General features: G+C 59.1%; 18 protein-coding genes. 3 read left to right on the forward strand and 15 right to left on the reverse strand.

The window, feature by feature from the left end; genetic code table 11:
* Nucleotides 1–5: 5 nt before the first annotated feature.
* Entirely contained in the window at nucleotides 6–2,090 is a 2,085-nt protein-coding gene (locus AB4Y85_RS15445; RefSeq protein WP_441985802.1) for a 3-hydroxyacyl-CoA dehydrogenase NAD-binding domain-containing protein, read from the reverse strand.
* 36 nt (nucleotides 2,091–2,126) lie between these two features.
* Entirely contained in the window at nucleotides 2,127–3,287 is a 1,161-nt protein-coding gene (locus AB4Y85_RS15450) for an acyl-CoA dehydrogenase family protein (protein WP_441985803.1), read from the reverse strand.
* Between the two features lie 98 nt (nucleotides 3,288–3,385).
* Here AB4Y85_RS15450 and AB4Y85_RS15455 point away from each other — a divergent pair, with 98 nt between their 5' ends.
* Nucleotides 3,386–4,192: an IclR family transcriptional regulator gene (locus AB4Y85_RS15455; RefSeq protein WP_441985804.1), complete on the forward strand. Its 807-nt coding sequence runs from the start codon at nucleotides 3,386–3,388 to the stop codon at nucleotides 4,190–4,192.
* Nucleotides 4,193–4,234: 42 nt separating this feature from the next.
* Here AB4Y85_RS15455 and AB4Y85_RS15460 read toward each other — a convergent pair whose 3' ends face one another.
* The 11 genes from AB4Y85_RS15460 to AB4Y85_RS15510 form a co-directional block, all read right to left on the reverse strand.
* The gene (locus AB4Y85_RS15460) at nucleotides 4,235–4,984 is read right to left on the reverse strand and encodes an enoyl-CoA hydratase/isomerase family protein (RefSeq protein WP_441985805.1); all 750 of its coding nucleotides are present in this window, start codon (nucleotides 4,982–4,984) and stop codon (nucleotides 4,235–4,237) included.
* A 41-nt stretch (nucleotides 4,985–5,025) separates the two neighbouring features.
* Nucleotides 5,026–6,072 carry an oligopeptide/dipeptide ABC transporter ATP-binding protein gene (locus tag AB4Y85_RS15465; RefSeq protein WP_441985806.1) on the reverse strand — a complete coding sequence of 349 codons (1,047 nt, stop codon included), beginning with the start codon at nucleotides 6,070–6,072 and terminating at the stop codon, nucleotides 5,026–5,028.
* A gap of 9 nt (nucleotides 6,073–6,081) precedes the next feature.
* Complete coding sequence (locus AB4Y85_RS15470) at nucleotides 6,082–7,050, reverse strand: ABC transporter ATP-binding protein (RefSeq protein ID WP_441985807.1); 969 nt, start codon at nucleotides 7,048–7,050, stop codon at nucleotides 6,082–6,084.
* Between the two features lie 14 nt (nucleotides 7,051–7,064).
* Entirely contained in the window at nucleotides 7,065–8,591 is a 1,527-nt protein-coding gene (locus tag AB4Y85_RS15475) for an ABC transporter substrate-binding protein (protein ID WP_441985808.1), read from the reverse strand.
* A 15-nt stretch (nucleotides 8,592–8,606) separates the two neighbouring features.
* On the reverse strand, nucleotides 8,607–9,455 hold the full coding sequence (locus tag AB4Y85_RS15480; RefSeq protein WP_441985809.1) for an ABC transporter permease: 849 nt from the start codon (nucleotides 9,453–9,455) through the stop codon (nucleotides 8,607–8,609).
* The gene (locus tag AB4Y85_RS15485; protein ID WP_441985810.1) at nucleotides 9,452–10,372 is read right to left on the reverse strand and encodes an ABC transporter permease; all 921 of its coding nucleotides are present in this window, start codon (nucleotides 10,370–10,372) and stop codon (nucleotides 9,452–9,454) included. The genes AB4Y85_RS15480 and AB4Y85_RS15485 overlap by 4 nt, the downstream gene beginning before the upstream one ends.
* Nucleotides 10,373–10,429: 57 nt before the next feature.
* Nucleotides 10,430–11,248: an enoyl-CoA hydratase/isomerase family protein gene (locus AB4Y85_RS15490; RefSeq protein WP_441985811.1), complete on the reverse strand. Its 819-nt coding sequence runs from the start codon at nucleotides 11,246–11,248 to the stop codon at nucleotides 10,430–10,432.
* A 4-nt stretch (nucleotides 11,249–11,252) separates the two neighbouring features.
* Complete coding sequence (locus AB4Y85_RS15495) at nucleotides 11,253–13,376, reverse strand: acetate--CoA ligase family protein (RefSeq protein ID WP_441985812.1); 2,124 nt, start codon at nucleotides 13,374–13,376, stop codon at nucleotides 11,253–11,255.
* Nucleotides 13,377–14,001: 625 nt separating this feature from the next.
* On the reverse strand, nucleotides 14,002–14,808 hold the full coding sequence (locus tag AB4Y85_RS15500) for an MIP/aquaporin family protein (protein WP_441985813.1): 807 nt from the start codon (nucleotides 14,806–14,808) through the stop codon (nucleotides 14,002–14,004).
* Entirely contained in the window at nucleotides 14,798–16,111 is a 1,314-nt protein-coding gene (locus tag AB4Y85_RS15505; protein ID WP_441985814.1) for a family 1 glycosylhydrolase, read from the reverse strand. The genes AB4Y85_RS15500 and AB4Y85_RS15505 overlap by 11 nt, the downstream gene beginning before the upstream one ends.
* Before the next feature lie 46 nt (nucleotides 16,112–16,157).
* Nucleotides 16,158–16,934, reverse strand: a complete 777-nt coding sequence (locus tag AB4Y85_RS15510; protein WP_441985815.1) for an alpha/beta fold hydrolase — start codon at nucleotides 16,932–16,934, stop codon at nucleotides 16,158–16,160.
* A 352-nt stretch (nucleotides 16,935–17,286) separates the two neighbouring features.
* Here AB4Y85_RS15510 and AB4Y85_RS15515 point away from each other — a divergent pair, with 352 nt between their 5' ends.
* Nucleotides 17,287–17,784, forward strand: a complete 498-nt coding sequence (locus AB4Y85_RS15515) for a DedA family protein (protein ID WP_441985908.1) — start codon at nucleotides 17,287–17,289, stop codon at nucleotides 17,782–17,784.
* 701 nt (nucleotides 17,785–18,485) lie between these two features.
* Here the strand turns inward: AB4Y85_RS15515 and hmgA are convergent.
* Nucleotides 18,486–19,841, reverse strand: a complete 1,356-nt coding sequence (hmgA, locus tag AB4Y85_RS15520) for a homogentisate 1,2-dioxygenase (protein ID WP_441985816.1) — start codon at nucleotides 19,839–19,841, stop codon at nucleotides 18,486–18,488.
* Between the two features lie 74 nt (nucleotides 19,842–19,915).
* On the opposite strand from hmgA, the gene AB4Y85_RS15525 reads away from it, so the two are divergent.
* The gene (locus tag AB4Y85_RS15525; RefSeq protein ID WP_441985817.1) at nucleotides 19,916–20,359 is read left to right on the forward strand and encodes a MarR family winged helix-turn-helix transcriptional regulator; all 444 of its coding nucleotides are present in this window, start codon (nucleotides 19,916–19,918) and stop codon (nucleotides 20,357–20,359) included.
* Between the two features lie 144 nt (nucleotides 20,360–20,503).
* Here the strand turns inward: AB4Y85_RS15525 and AB4Y85_RS15530 are convergent, their stop codons facing one another.
* Nucleotides 20,504–21,073 (reverse strand): MarR family transcriptional regulator, encoded by a 570-nt coding sequence (locus AB4Y85_RS15530; protein ID WP_441985818.1) that lies wholly within the window; start codon nucleotides 21,071–21,073, stop codon nucleotides 20,504–20,506.
* Nucleotides 21,074–21,178 lie beyond the last annotated feature (105 nt).

The following is a 21,178-nucleotide window of genomic DNA, read 5'->3' on the forward strand; positions in this document are numbered from 1 at the left end:
GAACTTTAAACGGCCTTGCGCTCTTGCGAGCCCCAGGTCGCGCCCTCTCCTTCAGCGGCGAGCTTTTGCAGCAGCGGCGCCGGTGCGAGAGTTGTGTCTCCTGTGGATTTGGAAAGCGCCTCGAGCCTGCTGGCGACTTCAGCCAGCCCGCGCTGCTGCGCATAGAACATCGGCCCACCCCGCCAGTTCGGGAAGCCGTAGCCATTGAGCCAGATCACATCGATGTCGCTCGGACGATCCGCGATGCCTTCCTCGATGATGCGCGCACCTTCATTGACCATCGGCAGGATCAGGCGGTCGAGGATCTCGTCTTTAGAAATCTCGCGGCGCTTGACACCGTGTGCCCCCGCAACGCTTTCGATCAGTTCCCTCACGGCGGGGTCGCTGTTCTTCGTGCGGCCATTATCCGCATAGACGTAATAGCCGCGCCCCGACTTCTGACCGAGCCTGCCCGCCTCGACGAGAGCGTCGGCGACCGGCGCGGTCTTACCCGTGGCACGGCGCATCCGCCAACTGATGTCGAGGCCCGCCAGGTCGCCCATGGCGCAGGGTCCGAGTTTGAAGCCGAATTCGGTCAACACCGCATCGACATCCTCCGGCGAGGCTCCTTCGAGGAGAAGGCGGTCAACCTGTTCGCTGCGCCGTGCGAGCATGCGGTTGCCGACGAAGCCATGACAATTGCCGACAATGACCGGTACCTTGCCGAGGCGCCGCGCTGCCTTGACGACGGTCGCGATGGCTTCCGGACTGCTTTGCGTGCCACGAACCACTTCGACCAGCCGCATGACATTGGCCGGGCTGAAGAAGTGCATCCCGACGACCCGCTCCGGATGGCCGCTGGATTCGGCAATCTTGTCGACGTCGAGATAGGATGTATTGGTGGCGAGAATGGCCTGGGGCTTCGTCGCAACTGCCAGCGCCTCGAAGATCTGACGCTTGATGTCCATTTCCTCGAACGCCGCCTCGATCACGAGATCGGCGTCCGCCAAGGCATCATAAGAAACGGCGGACTTGATGCGGCCCATGATTTCCGCGCGCGTCGCCTCCGATATGCGGCCCCGCTTCAGGGACTGCTCATAATTGCCGGCGATCCTTTCGACAGCCCGGTTCGCCGCATCCGCATCTGTCTCGATGATAGTCACATGGACGCCGCTGCTGGCGAAAGCCATGGCGATGCCGGTTCCCATGGTGCCGCCGCCGATAACGCCGACGGACTTCACGTTCAGCGCCTTGGACGAATCGACACCTTCCGGCAGCTGGCCGCTCTGGCGCTCGGCGAAGAAGGCATAACGGAGAGCCTGCGACCGCTCACTAGCCATCAACTGCTCGAAGTGCTCACGCTCGCGCTTCAGGCCATCGGTGAAAGTGCCGCCGTAACCGGAGCGAACCGAGTCGATCAGTGCCTCGATCTGCGGTTCGTCGTGACGCGCCTTCTTCAACTCGGCCGCAGCTTTGTCGAATGCCTCTATACCCGCTTCCCCAACTTTCGCATCGCGCAGGAGCCGACGCTGGCCTTGGCGGGCGAGCGCCTGGCATTTCGAGATCGCGGCGTCGATCAGGCGGTCTGATTCCGTGATCTCATCGGCAAGGCCGAGGGCCAGCGACTGATCGCCGGTCTTCGGCGCTCCGTCCGCCATCATCTTCAAGGCTTCAGCCGCGTCGATCAGGCGCGGCAGACGCTGAGTGCCGCCGGCGCCAGGAATGAGACCGAGCTTCACCTCCGGCAGACCGAGGCGCGCCGTAGGCGTTACGATCCGCGCATCGCAGGCCAGGGCAATTTCAAGCCCACCACCAAAGGCGACACCATTGATCGCGGCGACGAGAGGCTTCTGCGAGGCATCGAAGATGTCGATGACATCCCGCAGCGTCGGACTGACCGGTGGGCGGCCGAATTCTTTGATGTCCGCTCCGGCAACGAAGTTCAGTATGCGCGAAGCCAGAACAATGCCGAGAATGGACGGATCGGCGTTGGCTGCTTCAACGGCCTGGACCAATTCCGTCCGGACTTGGGTGTTCAGCGCGTTGACGGGCGGGTTATTGATCCAGAGGATCGAAATACCATCGACGCGCTCTGTTTGGACAACGGACATGGATGCGTACTCTCAGGTCGTTTCTTGAGTCGATATTTACTGCCGCGCGGCGCGCGCCATGTTTCGGGCGATGACGAGCTGCTGAATCTGCGTCGTTCCTTCATAGATTCGAAACAGACGGACATCGCGATAGAAGCGCTCGATTCCGTGATCGGCCACATAGCCGGCACCGCCGTGGATCTGCACTGCCTTGTCGGCGACGCGCCCCACCATCTCGGATGCGAACATCTTGCAGCACGCAGCCTCGGCGGGGATCGGCTCTCCCGCATCGTAGCGGCGAGCCGTCTCCTCGATCATGCAGCGCGCGGCATAGCTCTCCGCCCGCATATCGGCGAGCATCGCCTGAACGAGCTGAAACTCCACGATGGGACGGCCGAATTGCTTGCGCTCCATGGCATAGGCCAGGCTGTCGGCGATCAGGCGCTCAGAGATTCCGACGCAGACCGAGCCGATGGTCAGGCGGCCGCGATCGAGAACCTTCATCGCAGTCGCAAAACCCTTTCCGACATTCGCCTCGCCGCCGATGATGGCGCTTGCCGGCACTTTGACATTGTCGAAGATGACGTCGCAGGTATGTGCGCCCTGCTGACCCATCTTGTGGTCTTTCTTGCCGAGAGAGATTCCAGGCAGGTTCGCATCGACCAGGAAAGCCGTCACGCCCGAGGCGTTCGTGCTCTTCGGATCGGTGCGGGCGAACACGGTAAAGACACCGGCCTGCGGCGCATTCGTGATGAAGCGCTTCGTGCCGTTGATGATGTAATGGTCGCCTTCCCGCGTTGCGGAGGTCCGCAGAGAACCGGCATCCGATCCAGCCTCCGGCTCGGTCAGGCAGAAGGAACCGATAAGCTCGCCGCTTGCCAGGCGCGGCAGGTAATAGGCTTTTTGCTCGGGCGTACCGTCGATGATGATGCCTTGCGATCCGATGCCGTTATTGGTGCCGATCACGGAGCGGAAAGCGGGCGAGGTCCCACCGAGACGGAAAGCAACGCGCACCTCTTCCGATACGGTCAATGCAAGGCCGCCATATTCCTCTGGAATCGTGAGACCGAACAGGCCCAGATCCCGCATCTCCTGAACGATCTCGGCTGGGACCTGGTCATTCAGTGCAACCTCGGCCTCACGCGGCCTCAGTCTCTCACGCACGAAACGCTCCACGGTCTCAAGGAGCTGTTCAAACACATCGCTGTCCATTGACAATTCCGTTCCTCGGAATTAAATTTCACTTTTGTAATTATTCCCTTGTCCTCCCCTTTGGTCAAGGGCAGATAGAGCATTCTTTTCCAACGAGGCGCAAAATGCGGACCCGTCAAAACACTCTCGTAGCCGAGCCGGATATGGAGCGCGAAGACGACCCGCGCTTCGTCGTCGCTCTGGCGCGCGGGTTGAGCATCCTCAAGGCTTTCAAGCGCGGCGACGCAGGCCTCAGCAACCAACAGCTGGCGGCGCGGACAGGGCTCGCGAAAGCGACGATCTCGCGACTCACCTACACGCTCACGCGCCTCGGCTATCTCGACTATTCCACCATTACTGGTCGCTATTCCCTGTCGGTCTCGGCACTGGCATTGGGCTTCACGGCGCTCGGCGGCCTCGCCGTGCGGGATATCGCCAGACCGTTGATGCAATCGCTTGCGGACCGCGTGGGATGTTCGGTCGCGATCGGCGTGCCCGACAAGCGGACGATGGTGTATATCGAGCATTGCCGGGGCCAGAGCCCGCTTCACATCGGCATTGAGGTCGGTTCGCATATCCGCATGGCTACCTCCGCCATGGGGAGGGCCTATCTTGCAAGCCTCGATCCTGTTGCACGCGAGGCTCTTTTGAACGAACTCTGCCCTCCCGATGAGACCGGCGTTGCCATGAGGGCGGGCGTGCAGGTCGCGGTCGAGCAATATCAGAGATATGGCTATGTCACTTCGGTCGGAGAGTGGAAGCAGGAGATCAATTCCGTCGGTGTTCCGCTCACCTTCCACGGATCGCAGCCCTATGCCTTGAATTGCGGCGGCTCCGCCTTGCTTCTGAAAACCGAGATGCTGGATTCTGTCGGGCGTGAACTTGCCGATCTGGCGGCGCGCATCCGACGCTCGCTCGAGAACACCGCGTAATAAAGGCCGCTCCAGCCTGGAGCGGCCCTCAATGACCCCGGCTCAGAAACTGGGAGTTCTCTTTTCCACGAAGGCACGCGAACCTTCAGCCATGTCGCTTCCGCTCATTAGTTCCTTGATGGCGGATGCCTCATACTGATCGAATGCCTCGCGTCCCTCCCGGTCGTAGACCTTCAATCCGGCCTTGATGGCCTGGATCGCGTTGGTAGAATTCCGCGCGATCCGCTCGGCGAGTTCGAGAGCAGCCTCGCGAGCCTGTCCTTTCGGGACGAGGCGGTTCGCCAAGCCCCAATCATAGGCATCCTTCGCGGAAAGGTACTCCGCCGTCATCATCATTTCCATGGCGCGAACGCGCGGGATTGCCTGCGAGAGGCGCCAGATTTGCCCGCCCGCCGGCAACTGGCCCAGCTTCGCGCCGGGCTGACCGAACACGGCGTTCTCGCTGACGATCCTGAGATCGCAGCACAGAGCGAGCATCAAGCCGGCCGCATGACAATGTCCGTTCACAGCTGCGATGACAGGCTTTTTCATGCGATCCGGGTGCGCCATCGGATCAGGCTTCATCAGCTTGATATCCTTGCGCCCGACCTCCGTCAGATCGTGCCCGCTGCAGAAAGCGATCTCGCCCGCTCCAGTGATCACGACCACGCGGATCTCGTCATCCTGCTCGGCTTCGACGAGTGCGTTGAAGAAGGGCTCTTCCATCGATTTGTTGAGAGCGTTGCGCTTGGCCTCATTCGCGATCGTAACGACCATGACGCGCCCGAGGCGCTCAGTCAGAATCTCGCCCATCGTTCGTTTTCCATCCCTTGCTTGCTGTCGATTCGAATATGCTAACGGCCGCTGGCGATAGCCTGGCTCGCGCCCGAGGATTGCTCGTTGTGGCATGCCGCTACCCTGCCCTCCGGTCCGACGGATAACAGATCGGGCGTGATCATCTCGCAGGGAGCAATCGCGTGCCTGCAGCGTGGGCGGTATAAGCAGCCTTCAGACGGCTGAGTGGTTCCTGGCGCGGCTTCGACAGCCGCCGCCCTCACCCGGTTCTTTTCGATTCGAGGATCGGGAACGAAGGCGCTTTCGATCAGAACCTTCGTGTAAGGATGAGCAGGATCGGACAGGATGGTGTTTGCCGGCCCTTCCTCGACGATCTGCCCCATATACATCACGGCGATCTCGTCAGCGATGCTCGCGACGACGCTCAAATCGTGGGAGATGAAGATGTAGGAGACGCCGCTGTCCTTCTGGATGTCGAGAAGCAGATTGATGATCTGCGCCTGAACCGACACATCAAGGGCGGACACGGCCTCATCGCAAATTACCACCTTCGGATTGGTGATCAGCGCCCTGGCAATACCCACGCGCTGCTGCTGACCGCCGGACAACTGATGCGGATAACGTTCGAGAAAGGAATCGTTCAGTCCGACCCGCGCCATGATCTCGGATACGAGCCTGCGCTTCTCCGCGGAAGAGAGATCGGTCCGGTGGATGTCGAGCGGCTCTGCCACGATGGCGCCGATGCGCATTCTCGGATCGAGAGACCCCGCCGGAGACTGAAACACCATCTGCACGTCGCGCAGGCGCTTTCTCTGCTCTCGCGTACTGCCGTCGATGACAGGTTCGCCCTCAAGATAGACATTCCCTGAAGTCGGCGGCGTGATGCCTGAGATGATGCGCGAGAGCGTCGATTTTCCGCATCCGGATTCGCCGACGATCCCAAGCGTCTGCCCCCGCTTCAGGTTGAGATCGACTCCGCGGACCGCAATCGCCTTGCTGTTGCCTCCGAACATGCTCGCCCGGCCATAGACCTTGGTGATCCCTTGGATACTGAGGAGCGCAGTCTCCTGAGGCGGCATCCCTATTGCGCGCTGTCTGCCGTTCATCATACTCACCTAGTTCGGAACATTGCAGCGGGTGACGTGATCGTTTGCCGCGAACTCGTTCACTGTAGTACTGCACAACGGGATTGCCTTCTCACAGCGAGGCTTGTAAGGGCACCCCTTGATATCGAAGGGTGGAGCCGGCGGCGCTCCCGGAATATTCTTGAGCCGCATCTTCCAGGCATTGATGCTCGGAACCGCCGCGATCAAGGCGGCGGTATAGGGGTGCCGAGGGTTCGCGAACAATTCCTCGACCGGCCCGCTCTCGACTGCCTGGCCCGCATACATGACAATCATATAGTCAGCCAAAGCAGCGACGATGCCCATGTCGTGCGTGATCAGGAGAACCGACAGGTCGAGCTCGCGGCGCAAGCCATCCAGAAGCTTGACGACCTGGAGCTTCACAGTTGCGTCGAGAGCCGTCGTCGGCTCGTCCGCGAGGAGCAGCTTCGGTCCCAATGCGATGGATGTGGCGATCAATGCGCGCTGCCGCATGCCACCGGAAAATTCATGCGGATAGAACTGCGCACGCTTTTCCGCTTCGGGAATACCGGTGCGCCGCAGCAGCTCCACGGCGTGATCGAAAGCGTCTCGCTTGGATACGCCACGATGCACCATCAACATCTCGGCGATCTGATAGCCAACCGTCGTTGCCGGGTTGAGGGAGTTCAATGCGTCCTGGCTGATCAGAGACACGAGGTTCCCGTTTAGCTTCCTTCGAGCCGCAGGGCGCAGGTTGTCCAGCCGCATGCCTGCGACCTCGATGGTTCCCTGCTGCCGGGCATTCCCCGGCAGCAGGCCCATGATACTCTTCACCAGCGTCGACTTCCCGCATCCCGATTCACCCACCACGGCGGTGACTTGCCCGGGCAGAACGGAAAGGTTGACGTTGTGAAGCACGGTCGCGTCGCCGTTCTGCCCTGAGTATTGAACACTCAGATCCTTGACGGAAAGCACATGCGAATCGACGCGATCGTTCATCTTCAATACAGCCCTCAGTTCTGGATCTTGATATCGGTAAGTGAGATGTTGTCGCCGAAATTCGCATCCCACTTGACCTCCTTGCGCGCCCCGAAGATCGAGGCGGCCTGCCAGGTCCCAGCGATCATGTAGGAATCCTTCATGGCGCGCTGGGCGGTCTTCCACAATTCGGTGCGCTTCTCGTCATTGAGTTCGATCATCGCCTTACCGGCAGCGGCGTCGTATTCAGGGACCTTGCAGAGCGCGGTCGAGCGACTGGAATTGCCGAAGGCGTGCATCTTACTCGCGTCACCCTCACTGTAATCCCAGCCAACGATGTAGAACGGGCCGGCGGTCGCACCCGTGATCATGGAGATCATACGGCCCCACTCCATGATCCGCGGCGTTATCTTGAAGCCTACGGCTCCCGCTTGAGCGTTGATCGACTGATAGATCTCCCGGTCGGCGACATAGCGTCCGTCCGACGTATTCGTCGAAATGGGTGTGGGTTTCTTCTCCTGCACGACCTTCATCGCGGCTTCAGGATTGTATTTGTACGGCTCCAGAGTCTTGTCGTACTGCACGACGTTCGGGGGAAGCGGACCGGGAAGAACGCGGCCGTACTCGCCGAGCAGGCTGCTGACGATGCCTTCGAGATCAAGGCTTTCGGAAAAGGCCTTCCTGACCGCGATGTCATTGAATGGCGCACTGCGGCAATCCAGATTGATGTTATGGACGAGACCGTTGGGCGTCGAGATGACGGACAGGTCCTTGTTGCCTTTCACACGCTCTATATCGGCGATCGGCAGACGCTGAATGAGATCGACTTCCTTCTGGATGAGCGCATTCACCCGGGTGGAGTTCTCAGGAATGAAGGTAAAGGTCGCCTTGGTCACATCGGCGGCAGGCCCCCAGTAATTCGGGTTCTTGTCAAGCACGATGCGCTGGCCCTTGTTCCACTCGACCAGCTTGTAGGGGCCGCTTCCCATGGGCTTGTCGGAGACGGACTCAGGCGTGTTGGCCTCGAAATACTTTTTCGACACGATGAAGACGCGGCCCGTCCCGCCATATGCCTGCATCCGTCGAGGCAGCTGCGGGTCGGGTCCCGTCGTGACGACATCGATGGTGTGATCGTCGACCAACACCACGTCCTTGATCGTGCTCAGCTGGCTGGCATGGGTGGACGCCATCTGCTTGTCCAGGATCCGCATGATGGAGTATTTCACGTCCTCCCCCGTCAGAGGCGTGCCGTCGCTGAACTTCACGTCCTTGCGCAGATTGAAGCGCCAGGTATTGTCCGCTGTTGACTTCCAGGACTCCGCCACATTGGGCTCAAGCTCGCCGCTCGGGCTCATTTTCAGCAGCGTGTCGTAGATCTGGCCGAGGATCATAAGATCGGGCCCGTTCGACGTCTTCGCAGGATCGAGGCGATCAAGGCCACCGCTCAGCGCGATGGTGATGTTGCCATCCTTCAGCTGCGCGAAGCTTTGCGTCGCTGATACCGCGCTCAGGGCAACGCCCAGGCTCAGTACCGTTGTCAAATGCTTAAGAACTCGTTTCATGGTTCTCTCCCTCTGTTAGTTCGTTCGTGGATCAAGAATAATTCGAAGGCGCTCGCCGATGATGTTGATCGACAGGACGAGCAGAAAGACGGCGAGACCCGGGAACACCGTCAGCCACCATGCCGTTGAGGCATAGTCACGGCCTTCGCTGAGCATCCGCCCCCAAGTCGGGCTGACTGATGGCATGCCCAAGCCAAGGAAGCTGAGTGCAGCCTCCGCGATGATGGCATTGGCCAGGGCGAAGGTCGCAACGATGATCACGTTCGGCAATACGTTCGGGATCAGGTGACGCAGAATTATTCTGGCCTGCGAGCCGCGCATGACCTTGACGGCATCGATGAATTCGAGATGCACCAGCTCACGCGAGCTGTTGTAGCTGATGCGCGCGAAGGGCACCCACAACCCGACCGCGATAACACCGATTACGAGCGCACTCGATGGCTGCATCATTCCGATGATGGCAACGGCCACCAGGAAGAAGGGAAATGACAGCTGAACGTTGGAGAACAGGATCAGGGAGGACGCGAAACGCCCGCCCACGAGCCCGGCCCATGTTCCGATCACCGTGCCGAAGGCAGCCGCGATGCTGACGGAGATGACGGAAACCATGAACGCCGTCCTGCTTCCGAGAACGATCAACGACAGGATATCGCGCCCCAGGCCATCCGTGCCCAGCAAGTGCATCCCAGCAGGAACCTCCGTACCGGGAGGCAGAAGTCTGCCGCGCAAGTTCAGGAAAGCCGTATTGAACGGCACGATATATTGCCCGAACAGAGCAGCGAGAACCCCGACGATCAGAAGGGTGATCGCAATGATCTCCAGGATGTTGCGCTTATTGAAGCGGGAAACGAGCCACTGGGTCATACGCCACCCCGCAGGCGGGGGCTGGCCAGCCGGATGAGGAGCTCATTGAGAATGGTGATCATCACGAAAATAATGGACACGTAAACGACGACGCCCTGCACGATGGGAAAGTCGCGGCGCTGGAGGGACACGACCGTGAGATGGCCGATGCCTGGCCAGGAGAAAACGGTTTCCGTCACCACGGCGCCTCCGAGCAGCGCTCCGATCTCAAGGGTGAGGAGCGTAATGATCGGAACGAGCGCATTCCTCAGGACAACCCGACCGATGACACGCTTCTCCGGCATTCCCTTCGCGCGCGATGCCTGGACGTAGTTCAGAGGAAGAACCTCGAGGAGAGACGATCTCGTCAGGCGTGCCAGGCTCGGCACACTGATCAAAGTCAGAGTTGCGGCAGGTAATATGAGATGGCGCCAGGATCCGGTTCCGTATGTCGGCAGCCAGTTGAGATAAAGGGCAAAGAGCTGAACCAGCAGCAACGCCAGCCAGAAGGCCGGAATCGAGGAGAAGACGACCGCGGACATTTGCAGCAGCCGGTCTCCCAGCGATCCGGGAAAGACGGCAGCGTAGATTCCTGTCGGAATGGCGATGAGAACGGAGGCAACGAACGCAACGCTTGCCAGAAGCAATGTGTTGCCCATGTGCCGGCCGATGACGTCACCGACGGAGGAACCCTCGAAATAGGATTGCCCCATGTCGCCGGTGATCGCAGACGCCAGGAAGTTCAGATACTGCACATGGATCGGGCGATCGAGCCCGAGCTTCGCATTGAGCAGAGTAATAGCCTCCTGTGGCGCATCTTCCGGCAGAAGAATCGCCACAGGATCGCCGCTGAGACGGACGAGGACGAAAGTAGCCGACAAGACGATCCAGATGACGATAATCCCCTGCAAGATCTGACGGAATGCTACACGGATCATATTCTTCTCACTCACCGGATCGTCATTGACGGCTTTCGCCTCGCTCGGTTGTCGGTATCAGGAGGATTGCTCACCCTCGTAATGGGCCGTGCGCCACTTGATGCCGGCGCTTGCGCCCTGCTCCTGCACCTGCTTCTTGAACTCATCACGGGTCGGATCGGGAATCTGGCCGAGGATGGCGACCGTTTCGACCCAGCTGTTGATGTGCGGAATCATGCCGGCCGTTTCATAGGCACGGTTGACGCCCTGCTTGTTCATCCACACTGCGCCGCGCGGCATGCGGAGCAGTTGCTGGACGCACTTCTCCGTCTCTTCCGCCAGCTTGTCGTCGGGAACGACCTTCGATACCAGCCCGGCATCGTAAGCTTCAGCCGCGCTGAATTTTTCCCCGAGTAGAAGGATCGATTTCGCCTTCTTGTGGCTCATCATCCAGGGGAACATATTGAAGGCCGGTCCTGCGCCGAACAGGATCTCAGGCACGCCGAAGCGGCAGCTCTCGCTCGAGATCGTTAGATCGGTCGGGAGCACGAGCTCCAGCGCTCCGCCGATGCAGTAACCGTGAACGGATGCGACGACAGGCTTGCGGCAGTTCCAGATGGCCCAGCGCGCCCTGTTGGCCGTGAGGTGGATGCTGTTGAGTTTTTCCTCGACGGTGCGATTGGACGTCTGAAGCTTCAGGTCGAAGCCCGACGAAAACGCCCGTCCGTTTCCTTTCAGGACGATGACCTTGACGTTCTCGTCAGTGCTCGCCTCGTTCATCTTGTCGCCGACATAGCGGTAGATGTCCGAGGTCAGGGCGTTCAACCGCTCAGGCCGGTTGAAGGTCAGTGTCAGCACGCCATCGTTGAGTTCCGTGATGGGCAGATCGTTCGACATCGTTTTATTCCTCAGAGTATTCGAATGCGGCGTCTACGGCGATCAGATCATGGCCAACGACCATCACCGGATTACACTCGATCGCGGTGCAACCTTCCTGCGAGTTCAGCGCGCCTGCGAGCTGGTTCAGCAGTTTCGCAACCTCGCTCCGGTCCAGCTCCGGGTCGCCTCGGAACTCGTCCCACATGTGGTGGCTGCGGAGCTTGCTGAGACAAGCGGAAACGGATTGTGCCGTCGCAGGCAGAATGCAAACGCTCGTATCGCCGATAGCTTCGGCATAGACGCCGCCTACGCCAAGGACGCCGATGCTTCCGAACGTGTGGTCGTTCCGCACGCCGACGAAGAGCTCGCGCCTGCGGCCGAGATCCTGGGTGACGAGATAACCGGTCAGCGCGTCGGCTCCGAGTTTGCTCGCAACCTGCTTTTCCATCTTCTGAGCGGCTACCGCTACGGACTCACGATCACCAAGACCGACCGCGACGCCGCCGACATCCGATTTGTGCAGCACGCCCGGCATGACGCCTTTCAGAACGACAGGGAAACCAACCTCCTCTGCCGCCGCGACCGCCGCATGTGGGGATTTCGCTTCGGCTGCGCGGGGGAATTTGACGCCATAGGCAGCGAGGTACTGCGATGCCTCGGCTTCCGTACGCGGGCGGCCGCTTGCGCCGTTCGCACCAGCCGGCGATGCCGAATTGACCGGCTCGGACGAAGCGCGATCGAGGAATTTCTGCCGCTTGCGCAGGGCAGCCATTCCAAGCGCGGCCAGATTCAAGTCGGCGTAGCAGGGAATGCCGGCCTCACGCAAAGCCGTGAACGAGCTGTGCTTCTGATAGGCATATGGCGTGTAGAAGATGATCGGAAGGCCGGTCTTCTCCTGAATAGCACCCAGGATCGGCGCGGCACTTTCATAAGTGTGGACGTGGCCCTCATCGAGACGTCCATCACGATACAGGCCGTAGAGCCCGTAATTGATGAAACCATCATAATTCCCGTCGATGTCGATCACCATCTGGTTGAACTGCGCGAAGAGACTCGGGTCCTTCGTAAATCCACCCGTCATGTCGATGGGGTTGCGCTTGGGCGCGTAGACAGGAAGCTTCTTGCTGGCAGCCTGTTGGAGTTCTTGGCTGAACTCGGGCACCTCAAGGCCAACCATCTCGACCTCGTCGGTGCAGACGGTCGAATGTCCGCCGCCGGAACCGACGATGGCGACACGATCACCTTTCATCGGCGGGCAGCGATAGAGAACTTCCGCGAGCGGCAGCAGATGCTCCAGATGCTCGATCTCGATGATTCCGCATTCATCGAACAGGGCGGAATACACCTGCGATTCCGAGGAGAGCGACGCGGTGTGAGACTGAGCCGCTCGCATGCCGGCATTCGTCCTGCCGCCCTTGAGAGCGACGATCGGCTTCTTGCGGCTGACCTTTTTGCAGATTTCGAGGAAGGCCTGGCCCTGCCCGGCGGGCAGCCCTTCGATATAGAGAGCGATCACCTTCGTGTTGTCGTCATCGCCCAGATACGCGATGTGATCGTGAAGCGGGATGTCGGATTGGTTGCCCACGCCGATGAAGGCCGTGAAGCCGATATCCAGCATCTTGGACTGGTCCCACAGGGTGATGCCCACGTTGCCGCTCTGCGAAATCAGCGCGACGGGACCCTGCTTCAATCCTATCTGAGCGGTAAGATTGACGTTGTTCGGGAAGTAGAAATAGCCGGGGCAGTTGGGGCCGACGAGACGCATGCCGTTCTCGCGACACGCCTTCACCAGCTGCTGCTGCGCATCGACGGCATCGCCGCCCTGTTCCGCGAAGCCGGAGGTGAAGACGACCGCAACCGGAACGCCTCGCGCTGCAACGCGCGGAAGAACATCGAGCGTGATGTTCGCCGGATACATGTTGAAAGCGAGATCGATGCCGTCGGGCAATGCGTCGACGCTGTCGTAGATCTTGAGACCTTCGAACTCACCCGCACTGCGGCCGAGCAGTGAGATCTCACCGGAATAGCCCTGGGCCTGCAGCCCAGCGACAAAGCGTGCGCCCGCCTTTTTTGGATCGGCCGAAAAGCCGGTCACCAGGATATGGCGCGGCGCATATAGCGATTTCAGGTAACTCACGTCGTCCACAGTGCTTCCCTACCTGTGTTTCTGTCCAAGACCGAACCGCTTCACCCGGGCATTTCTGTCGTCTGAACTGCTGTTTTAGAGGCGCGTGCGATGTGCCTCGACCCTCGCTGCCTCGCGATGCGTCCAGGCCGGTCCAACAAACTTGTTTCGTCCAGTGGAATTAAATTCCACAGATAGTCTTGCGCATGACGTAAGGTCAGTCAAGCACACTTTCCTTAATCTGCTTGGGAATACGACCTAAGTAGACTGGTCCGCATGAGGTATGCCCGGATGCCGCCGCGACGGTGCCGCGTGTCGATCCGCAGGTAAATGCGAGTGAATTCAGGACACTTTGCAATGTTGGCAGACGCACGAACAAAGCGTTTTGGAGCGGGCCGCAGGTGTCCGCGCGACAATACCGAGGCGACTGGAATTCAACTGGCCAAGGGGATCCGAGCGTATGGGATGCCTTCCACTGCATATCGTCATTAGACGGAAATGCATGAGCAGCGAAAAACATTCAGCCTTCCAGAGATTCTGCACATTGGTGAATGATATAAAGCGAGCGAGACAGCATCGCTCGCGGGACGCGAGGCGATGAACGTCGTCATTCGCGAGAGTGGCTCCTGATCTCTCCAGTCGTTTTTCATGCCAGATGAAAATGGGACAGGCGCGCTACCATGACACGCGGAAGACGAACGATCTGAAGGCGTATGAACCCGATTGCCAGAGCCGAGCCCAGCATCGGGCCAAAGACATATATCCACTGCTCGTTCCAGGTCCCTGCGATCAAGGCGGGGCCGATGGAGCGCGCGGGATTTGCGCTGGCGCCTGAAACAGGCCCTTCGCACCATGCCATGGTGCTGAAGAGAAAGGGCATGGTCCACGGGGTGAAGCGGCGGGTCCGCACATGAGCTGCCGTTACGAAGATCGTGAGGATAAGGATGAAGGTGATTGCGGCCTCACCGGCCAACGCGCCCCACACGGGCACCTCATCTCCCGGCTCGGTGGCACCGAACGCCATGCTTCGGCCAGTCTGTCCCCATGCAAGCAGGCATAGGGCTCCCAGTATTCCGCCGCCGATCTGAGAAAGCATGAAAAGGACAGCATCCTGCCAAACCAGCTTCCCCTCGAGCCAGAAGGCCAGGGAAACCGCTGGGTTGATGTGAGCGCCGCTGACTCGGCCTATGGGTGAAACAGTGATCAGGCTTCCGACCAAACCGAATAACCCACCGGCCAGGAAGCGGCGGGCCGCCTCGCTAGGTAGCAGAGATTGAAAAGGGCTGCCCTGCGTGAATATGGCAATGACACAGGAAACGCCGATGGCAACGAGCAAGGCTGTGCCGGCAAATTCTGCCAGGTAAAGTTTCGGATGCAGCCTGCCTGGAGGAAACGGGGCGCCATGAAGAGGTCGATCAGGCCAGGACGACCATCTCGGCCCCTTATGCCTCATTGTCAGGCACCGGAGGTACTGCGGAGGGCTGGCGCAACTCACGGGTCGCAGCCTCCTGCAGATCCGAATGAGAACCGCCGAATTGGCTTGGCCTGACCACAGGAACGGTCAAGCAGACGCTTTGCGTGGGTAAAACCTTGCGCCAGTTCTGAACCAGTTTCTGATACGCCTTGCCGACTGGGCGGATATTTCGGTTCAGGTCATAGAGGCCAAGCGGGTTTACGTGACCGTTCTCTTCGCGTAGCGCGGTATCCCAATCGACCTGATCGGTCAGCGAGTACCATGTGAAGCCGACGATCGGCACACCGCTGTTGCGGACGCGCAGAACATTGGCCCATTCCTTTCGCAGCCAATCTACCGCTTCCTCACCTGACGGACCCTGCGCCAAGTTCGTTTCCGTATGCATGACAGGCAACTTGTAGCGATCATAGTATTGTCGGGTAATTTCAGAATACCCGAAGATTTCGCCCGAGCCCCAGGTCCTGCCGTCGATGGCCACACGATGCTCGTTCGTGATGTAGTAATCGTTCCCCATGATGCAGTGCTGGCGCAGATGGTTCGTGAGGAAGAAATGATACTCCTCACGAGTCATTCCATTATCCATGAGGAATTCGTACATACCGGAATCGACCCGGTGGCCATAGTTTAGATCGAGCGAGAGAAACCGCCTCGAGTTCAGAACCTCGGCCCTTCCAATCGCGTCGGGCTCGTCAGCGTGGAAATACTCCGAGGACTCGCTTTGAATGAAGATCGCATCCGACCGGACCTCGAGGATGGCCGCCATCGCGAGCACATTGGCCTTGACGATGTTCTTGAGGGCGGTGACGAAAGCTTGATCGCTGGAGAGCTGCTCATTCCACCAGCCGTATGCCGCCGAGAATGTGGCGCAGATGAACATCTCGTTGACGGGCGTATAGAGTTGAACCCAGGGGAACCGCTGAGCGAAGGCTCTCGCGTAGACCGCGAAGAGCGCGGGAAAATCGGAGTTCTGGAAATTTCCGATCCAGTCTGGAACACCGAAATGGCAGAGATCCACGATTGGTACGGTATCTTGATCCTTGAGGACGCAGAATGTCTCGTCCGCGAAGCTCCAATCATACCGCTCCGGCCCGAGCCATGTGCGATGGATAGGCGGTCCATACCGCAAGTAACGAATGTCGAGTTCCTTCAGAAGCTCGAAATCGGTGCGCCAATGTTCATAATGTCCGCACTTTTCCATCTCGTCGATACGGCGACGCCCGCCGTCGACGGTTGGATAGCTGTTCTCGATGCCGGTCGCGAACATGAACCAGGGCGCGGTCATCGTTCATCTCCAAGTAAGCGGTCGTGCGGAAACGGGAGCAATCTTCTCATCGAGAAGGCTGTCCCGCGAATGCTTGTATGGCGCCTGCAAGCTCTTGCGGCGCCTCGAATGGCACCAGATGACCCGCGCCGCTGATCTGAACATATCTCGCTGCCGGCATTCTCGATGTGACCTGCGTGGTGATCACATGCGGTGGAATGACCGGGTCAAGCGTTCCGCCAAGCACGAGAACCGGACACGTGATTTGAGCGATTTCAGGCGCGATGTTCTCTCGGCTGCCGGAGGCCAGCCACCAATGCCATGCGAGAGCGGATGTCCGAAGATTGTCGTCAATGCAGATCGCCTTGTCTTCCTCACTCAAAGGGCGTCGTGCGATGGATTGCAGGGTTCTCTCGGCGGAGGCGAGGTCCCCATGCGTTGTGAGAAGGCGATCTCGCTCATATTCCTCCATCGGCTCTGGCGTTGGAGGAGACGGCGCGACAAGAACCAATCCCGCCAGCCCCGGCGGCTTTTGAGCAGCGCAGGCCATCGCTAGCTTCCCGCCCATGGAATGTCCGATGAGGATGTATTGTCCAAGATCGCAGCTGAGAATGAATGCGGCAATGGCTTCGGCCATGGCCTGCACACTGAAATCCGGTAATGGCGGCGTGCTGCCGAAACCGGGCAGATCGACCGTCCCGCAGCGGTGTCCCGCAGCCAGAGAGCGGACTACATGGTTCCAGGATCGAGCAGAGCCTGCAAAGTAATGCAGGAAAACAAGAGCAGGTGATCCGGCTCCCTGGTCCTGGTGGTGAAGCTCAAGTGCGTCCATGGGCCCGCTCACCTGATGCTCCTTGATAGGAGCGTTGAAATGCAGCGCCGTACCAAGATCTAAAAGTAATGTTTGTGGAATAGACCGGCAAGCAGGCTTTATCTCGATCCTCCTAAAGCGCCGATCCAGTTCGGGTGCAGCGTTGTCCGCTCACATGATGGACTCTTGATGTTGCCGTTTGCCTCTTCGCCAGCCTTGGTCAATATTGAAGCTATGCCAGCCGAAGAAAATTTGATGGACTTCTTGTCTGGCTCGACCTCGTATCAAGAACGTCATTATCCCGCATAAGCCACCAAAAGGCTGGTTCAATGCCTGAATGCCTTACGTTCCATATTGGTGCGCTATGACGATCATCCATGATCTGCTGTCCGGGATAGAGCCCGCCATCAAAGCATATGGCGTGTCCGCTCTGTTTCTGACGATCTATCTTGAATCCTTTGGCGTACCTCTGCCGGGTGAGAGTGGCCTGATCGCGGCTTCACTGCTGGCTGCGCGCGGAGACCTCAACATCATCCATGTTTTCCTGGTAGCCTTGCTCGGCGGCGTGCTGGGAGACAGCACCGGTTATCTCATCGGCCGTTTCGGTGGGCGCGCATTCATCCAGCGGTTCGGCTGGATCGTGAAGCTGACGCCTGAGCGTCTTGCCAGCTTGGAAAAAGTGGCACGCGAAAAGGGGTTCTTCATGGTTCTCTCGGCCCGGTTCGTTGTGGTGCTCCGTCAGCTCAATGGCGTCTTGGCCGGTTCCATCGGCATGCCATGGCACGAGTTTGTCTTGGCCAACGTCATCGGGGCGATAGCCTGGGCCGGATTATGGACTTTTGGACCCTACTATTTCACTGACTTCTTTCAGAAGATGCTCTGACCCTAAGATAACTCAGTCTGCGAGAGTTCTGGCAAGGAATGCCCCTGAACCTGAAGGCTTAGGAATCGAGCTGCGTTCCGCATAGCCTACTCGCTTGTGCCCATCCGCAAGCATTCGAGAACATCCACATAACTTGGACTCCCGCCGACCTGTGTCTCATTGATGCATCGATCCCGAAGCCCGGCCGAGAATTGCGCCCATCGCGTCTCGATTTCCGCCCGGGCGCTGTTCTCATCCGCGATGCATTTCTGGAGCGTTTGTCCCTGCGAGCTGCCTACAGCCTTGACTTCCGCTTCACAATTTCGCGCTGTTTCGAAAGTGGGAAGCCGTTCCGCGACGGGGAGGGAAAGCGATACAAACAGGGACAGGACAGGCGAAGTGACAAACATCAGATTGCCCTCTTGAGCGAGATACCTTCGATGTACGCCGCACCAACATCGCCATCCTGCCATTCACGAATCCGATATTCAATCAGGCTCCTTCGGAATAGCAGGCGGGATTTTCATCAATCCATTGCCGACAGGCGGGCGTTCTTGAGGGTTCATCCTCAAGGCCGGACGAATGTCAACGAGGGTCGAGGATGCTAAGATCGTAGCCTTCCAGGCTCTCGCAAAGACCGCGCTTGATCAGCCTTAACAATCGACAATCGATCCCGGCCGCGGCCTTCCGCTGCCGGTCTTTCACAGCCGCTCGAGCGAGTCTCATCGCCGATTTGGATCGAAGTGCTTCTGGAGCTGGTGGCCATAGGCGCCATAGTCCTTTTGCAAGGCCTCAGTTTGAGCCGCGAATGCGGTCACGCGCTGCGGGAAGCGCGTCTCGAGCATGAACGCCAATGTGCCTTCCAGCTTGTGAGGCTTCAGCTCGACATTGCTCGCCTTCTCGAAAGCTTCAATGTCGGGACCATGCGGCAGCATCATATTGTGCAGGGAGATGCCGCCGGGAACAAAGCCTTGAGGCTTGGCGTCGTACTGACCATAAACCAGCCCCATGAACTCGCTCATCACGTTCATGTGGTACCAGGGCGGTCGGAAAGTATTTTCCGCCACCAGCCAGCGGTCCGAGAAAATCACGAAGTCGATATTGGCGGTGCCCGGCGTCTCGGAAGGCGAGGTCAGCACGCTGAAGATCGACGGATCGGCATGGTCATAAAGCACCGGTCCGACAGGCGAGTAACGCCGCAGATCGTACTTGTAGGGCGCGTAATTGCCGTGCCAGGCCACCACATCGAGCGGCGAGCGTTCGATCTCTGTGACCCAGAGGCTTCCGCCCCACTTCACATACATGCTGGACGGCGCATCCCGATCCTCGAAGGCGGCGACGGGCGTGTGAAAATCGCGCGGATTGGCGAGGCAGTTCGCGCCGATGGGGCCGCGCTCCGGCAGGGTGAAGGCGCCGCCGTAATTTTCGCAGAGATAGCCGCGCGCCGGCCCGTCAGGCAACTCGACACGGATCTTGACGCCACGCGGGATGATGGCGATCTCCCCTGGCTCGATATCGATGATGCCGAACTCGGTCCAGAGCCGCAAAGCACCCTGCTGCGGCACGAACATCATCTCGCCATCCGCATTGTAGAAATACTCGTCAACCATCGAACGCGTGATGAGATAAACATGCGCGCCCATGCCCGCATGCGCACCGGCATCGCCCGCGGTCGTGACCGTGTGAATGCCCTCAATGAATGACACCGGCCCGGTAGGGATCGGCAGAGGGTCCCAGCGCATCGGCGCAATCGGCGTGTCCACCTCGATGGCGGGTGCGGTTCGCCACAGCCCGATATCGGCTTTCCTGAACTGTCCCCAATGGGCCACTGTCGGGCGGATGCGGTAGAGCCAGGAGCGCTCGTTCGTAGTGCGAGGAGCCGTGAAGGGCGATCCGCTCAGCTGCTCGGCGTAAAGTCCGTAGGCGCACTTCTGAGGCGAGTTGCGTCCGATCGGCAGGGCGCCGGGCAATGCTTCGGTCTCGAAGCCGTTGCCGAAGCCCGACATGTAGCCCGATTGGATGGCGCTTTCCTGAGGATTGCCGGCACTTCCCCGAAGAGACGGGTTCTGGACATTCATGACCATGACCTCCACATTTAGTTACAGATGTAACCATCATTTTGTAACTAACAAGATCAGGACAAGGCCCTGCCATGACGAAGCTCGACCTTGAGGCGTTCCTGCCCTACCGGCTCAACCGAATCGGGAGCGCCATCTCGCAGGAGTTTCGCTCCGTCTATGGCCCGCACCATGATCTGACGATTCCCGAATGGCGTGTCCTGGCAACTCTTGGGCAATTCGATGAGATGGGAGCGAAGGCCATCGGCCGGCACTCATCCATGCACAAGACCAAGGTCAGCCGTGCCGTCCGAGCTCTCGAAGAGCGTCGCTGGCTCAAGCGCAGGGAAAGCGAGGCGGATCGCCGTGAAGAAGTCCTAACCCTGACCTCGTTGGGACGAAGAGCCTATGCAGACATCGTTCCCCGAGCGCTTGCCTTTGAGAAGCGCATCATGAGCGCCTTGGAGTCACAAGCAGCGCCTTTCATGTCGGCACTGCAACGGCTCGAAGAGATTTTGGAGGCGAAGAGAGAAGTCTGAAACGCTGAAGACATTCGGATCGCCCCATCGAGCGCGATCCAAGAGGCAGAAGCCGCTGGGATCATGCTCAATGAGACGAAATGAATGCTTCGCAGCGTTAAACGGTATCACTGATGCAGACGAGAAGCTGATCAGAGAAGCAGCCTAAAGCCCTCCCGGGTTGCCGCCATAACGGACCGCATTCGTCCAGGCTTGTTCGAGCCGCTTCAAGGTGCGATGCGTGACTTGAAGCTCCTTGAGCTCATCATCCGTCCCCGCGATGAGCTGGTGGTAGGTCTCATCGATCTGTTTGATCATGTCACAAAGCTTATGCCCCTTCTCGGAGAGGCGGATGCAGGCCGAGCGCCTGTCGCGCTCCGATGTCGTTCTGTCCACGTAACCGGTCTCGACGAGACGCTTGAGGCTATAGGACGCATTCGAGCCGAGGTAATAACCCCGGTCGATCAGATCGCGGACCGAAAGCTCTTCGGAACCGATCGTCAAAAGCATCATGACCTGAGAGGGGCTCAGATCGTTGATGCCGTTTCGTGTCAGCTCGACGCGGACCAAGTCGAGATAGCGGCGATGAAGACGCTCGATCATCCGGACAATGTCCAGATGCGCAATGCCGCCCGCTTCGATCATCGCGCCCCCGCGCCTTGCCGGTGCCAACAGTGTTTCAATCTCCGCTGTATCGAGAGTAATGCCCGCTCGTTCTTTCAGATCTTCATGCATGAGAGATCCCCGTCCATTCCTGGATCATACTTAAAATGTTGAGTATTTCGTCAGCAAATTTAGCTCTAAATTCGAACTAAATTTACGTAAAACTTGTTGCCGCCT

The organism is Microvirga sp. 2YAF29, from assembly GCF_052114605.1.
Lineage (GTDB): Bacteria > Pseudomonadota > Alphaproteobacteria > Rhizobiales > Beijerinckiaceae > Microvirga.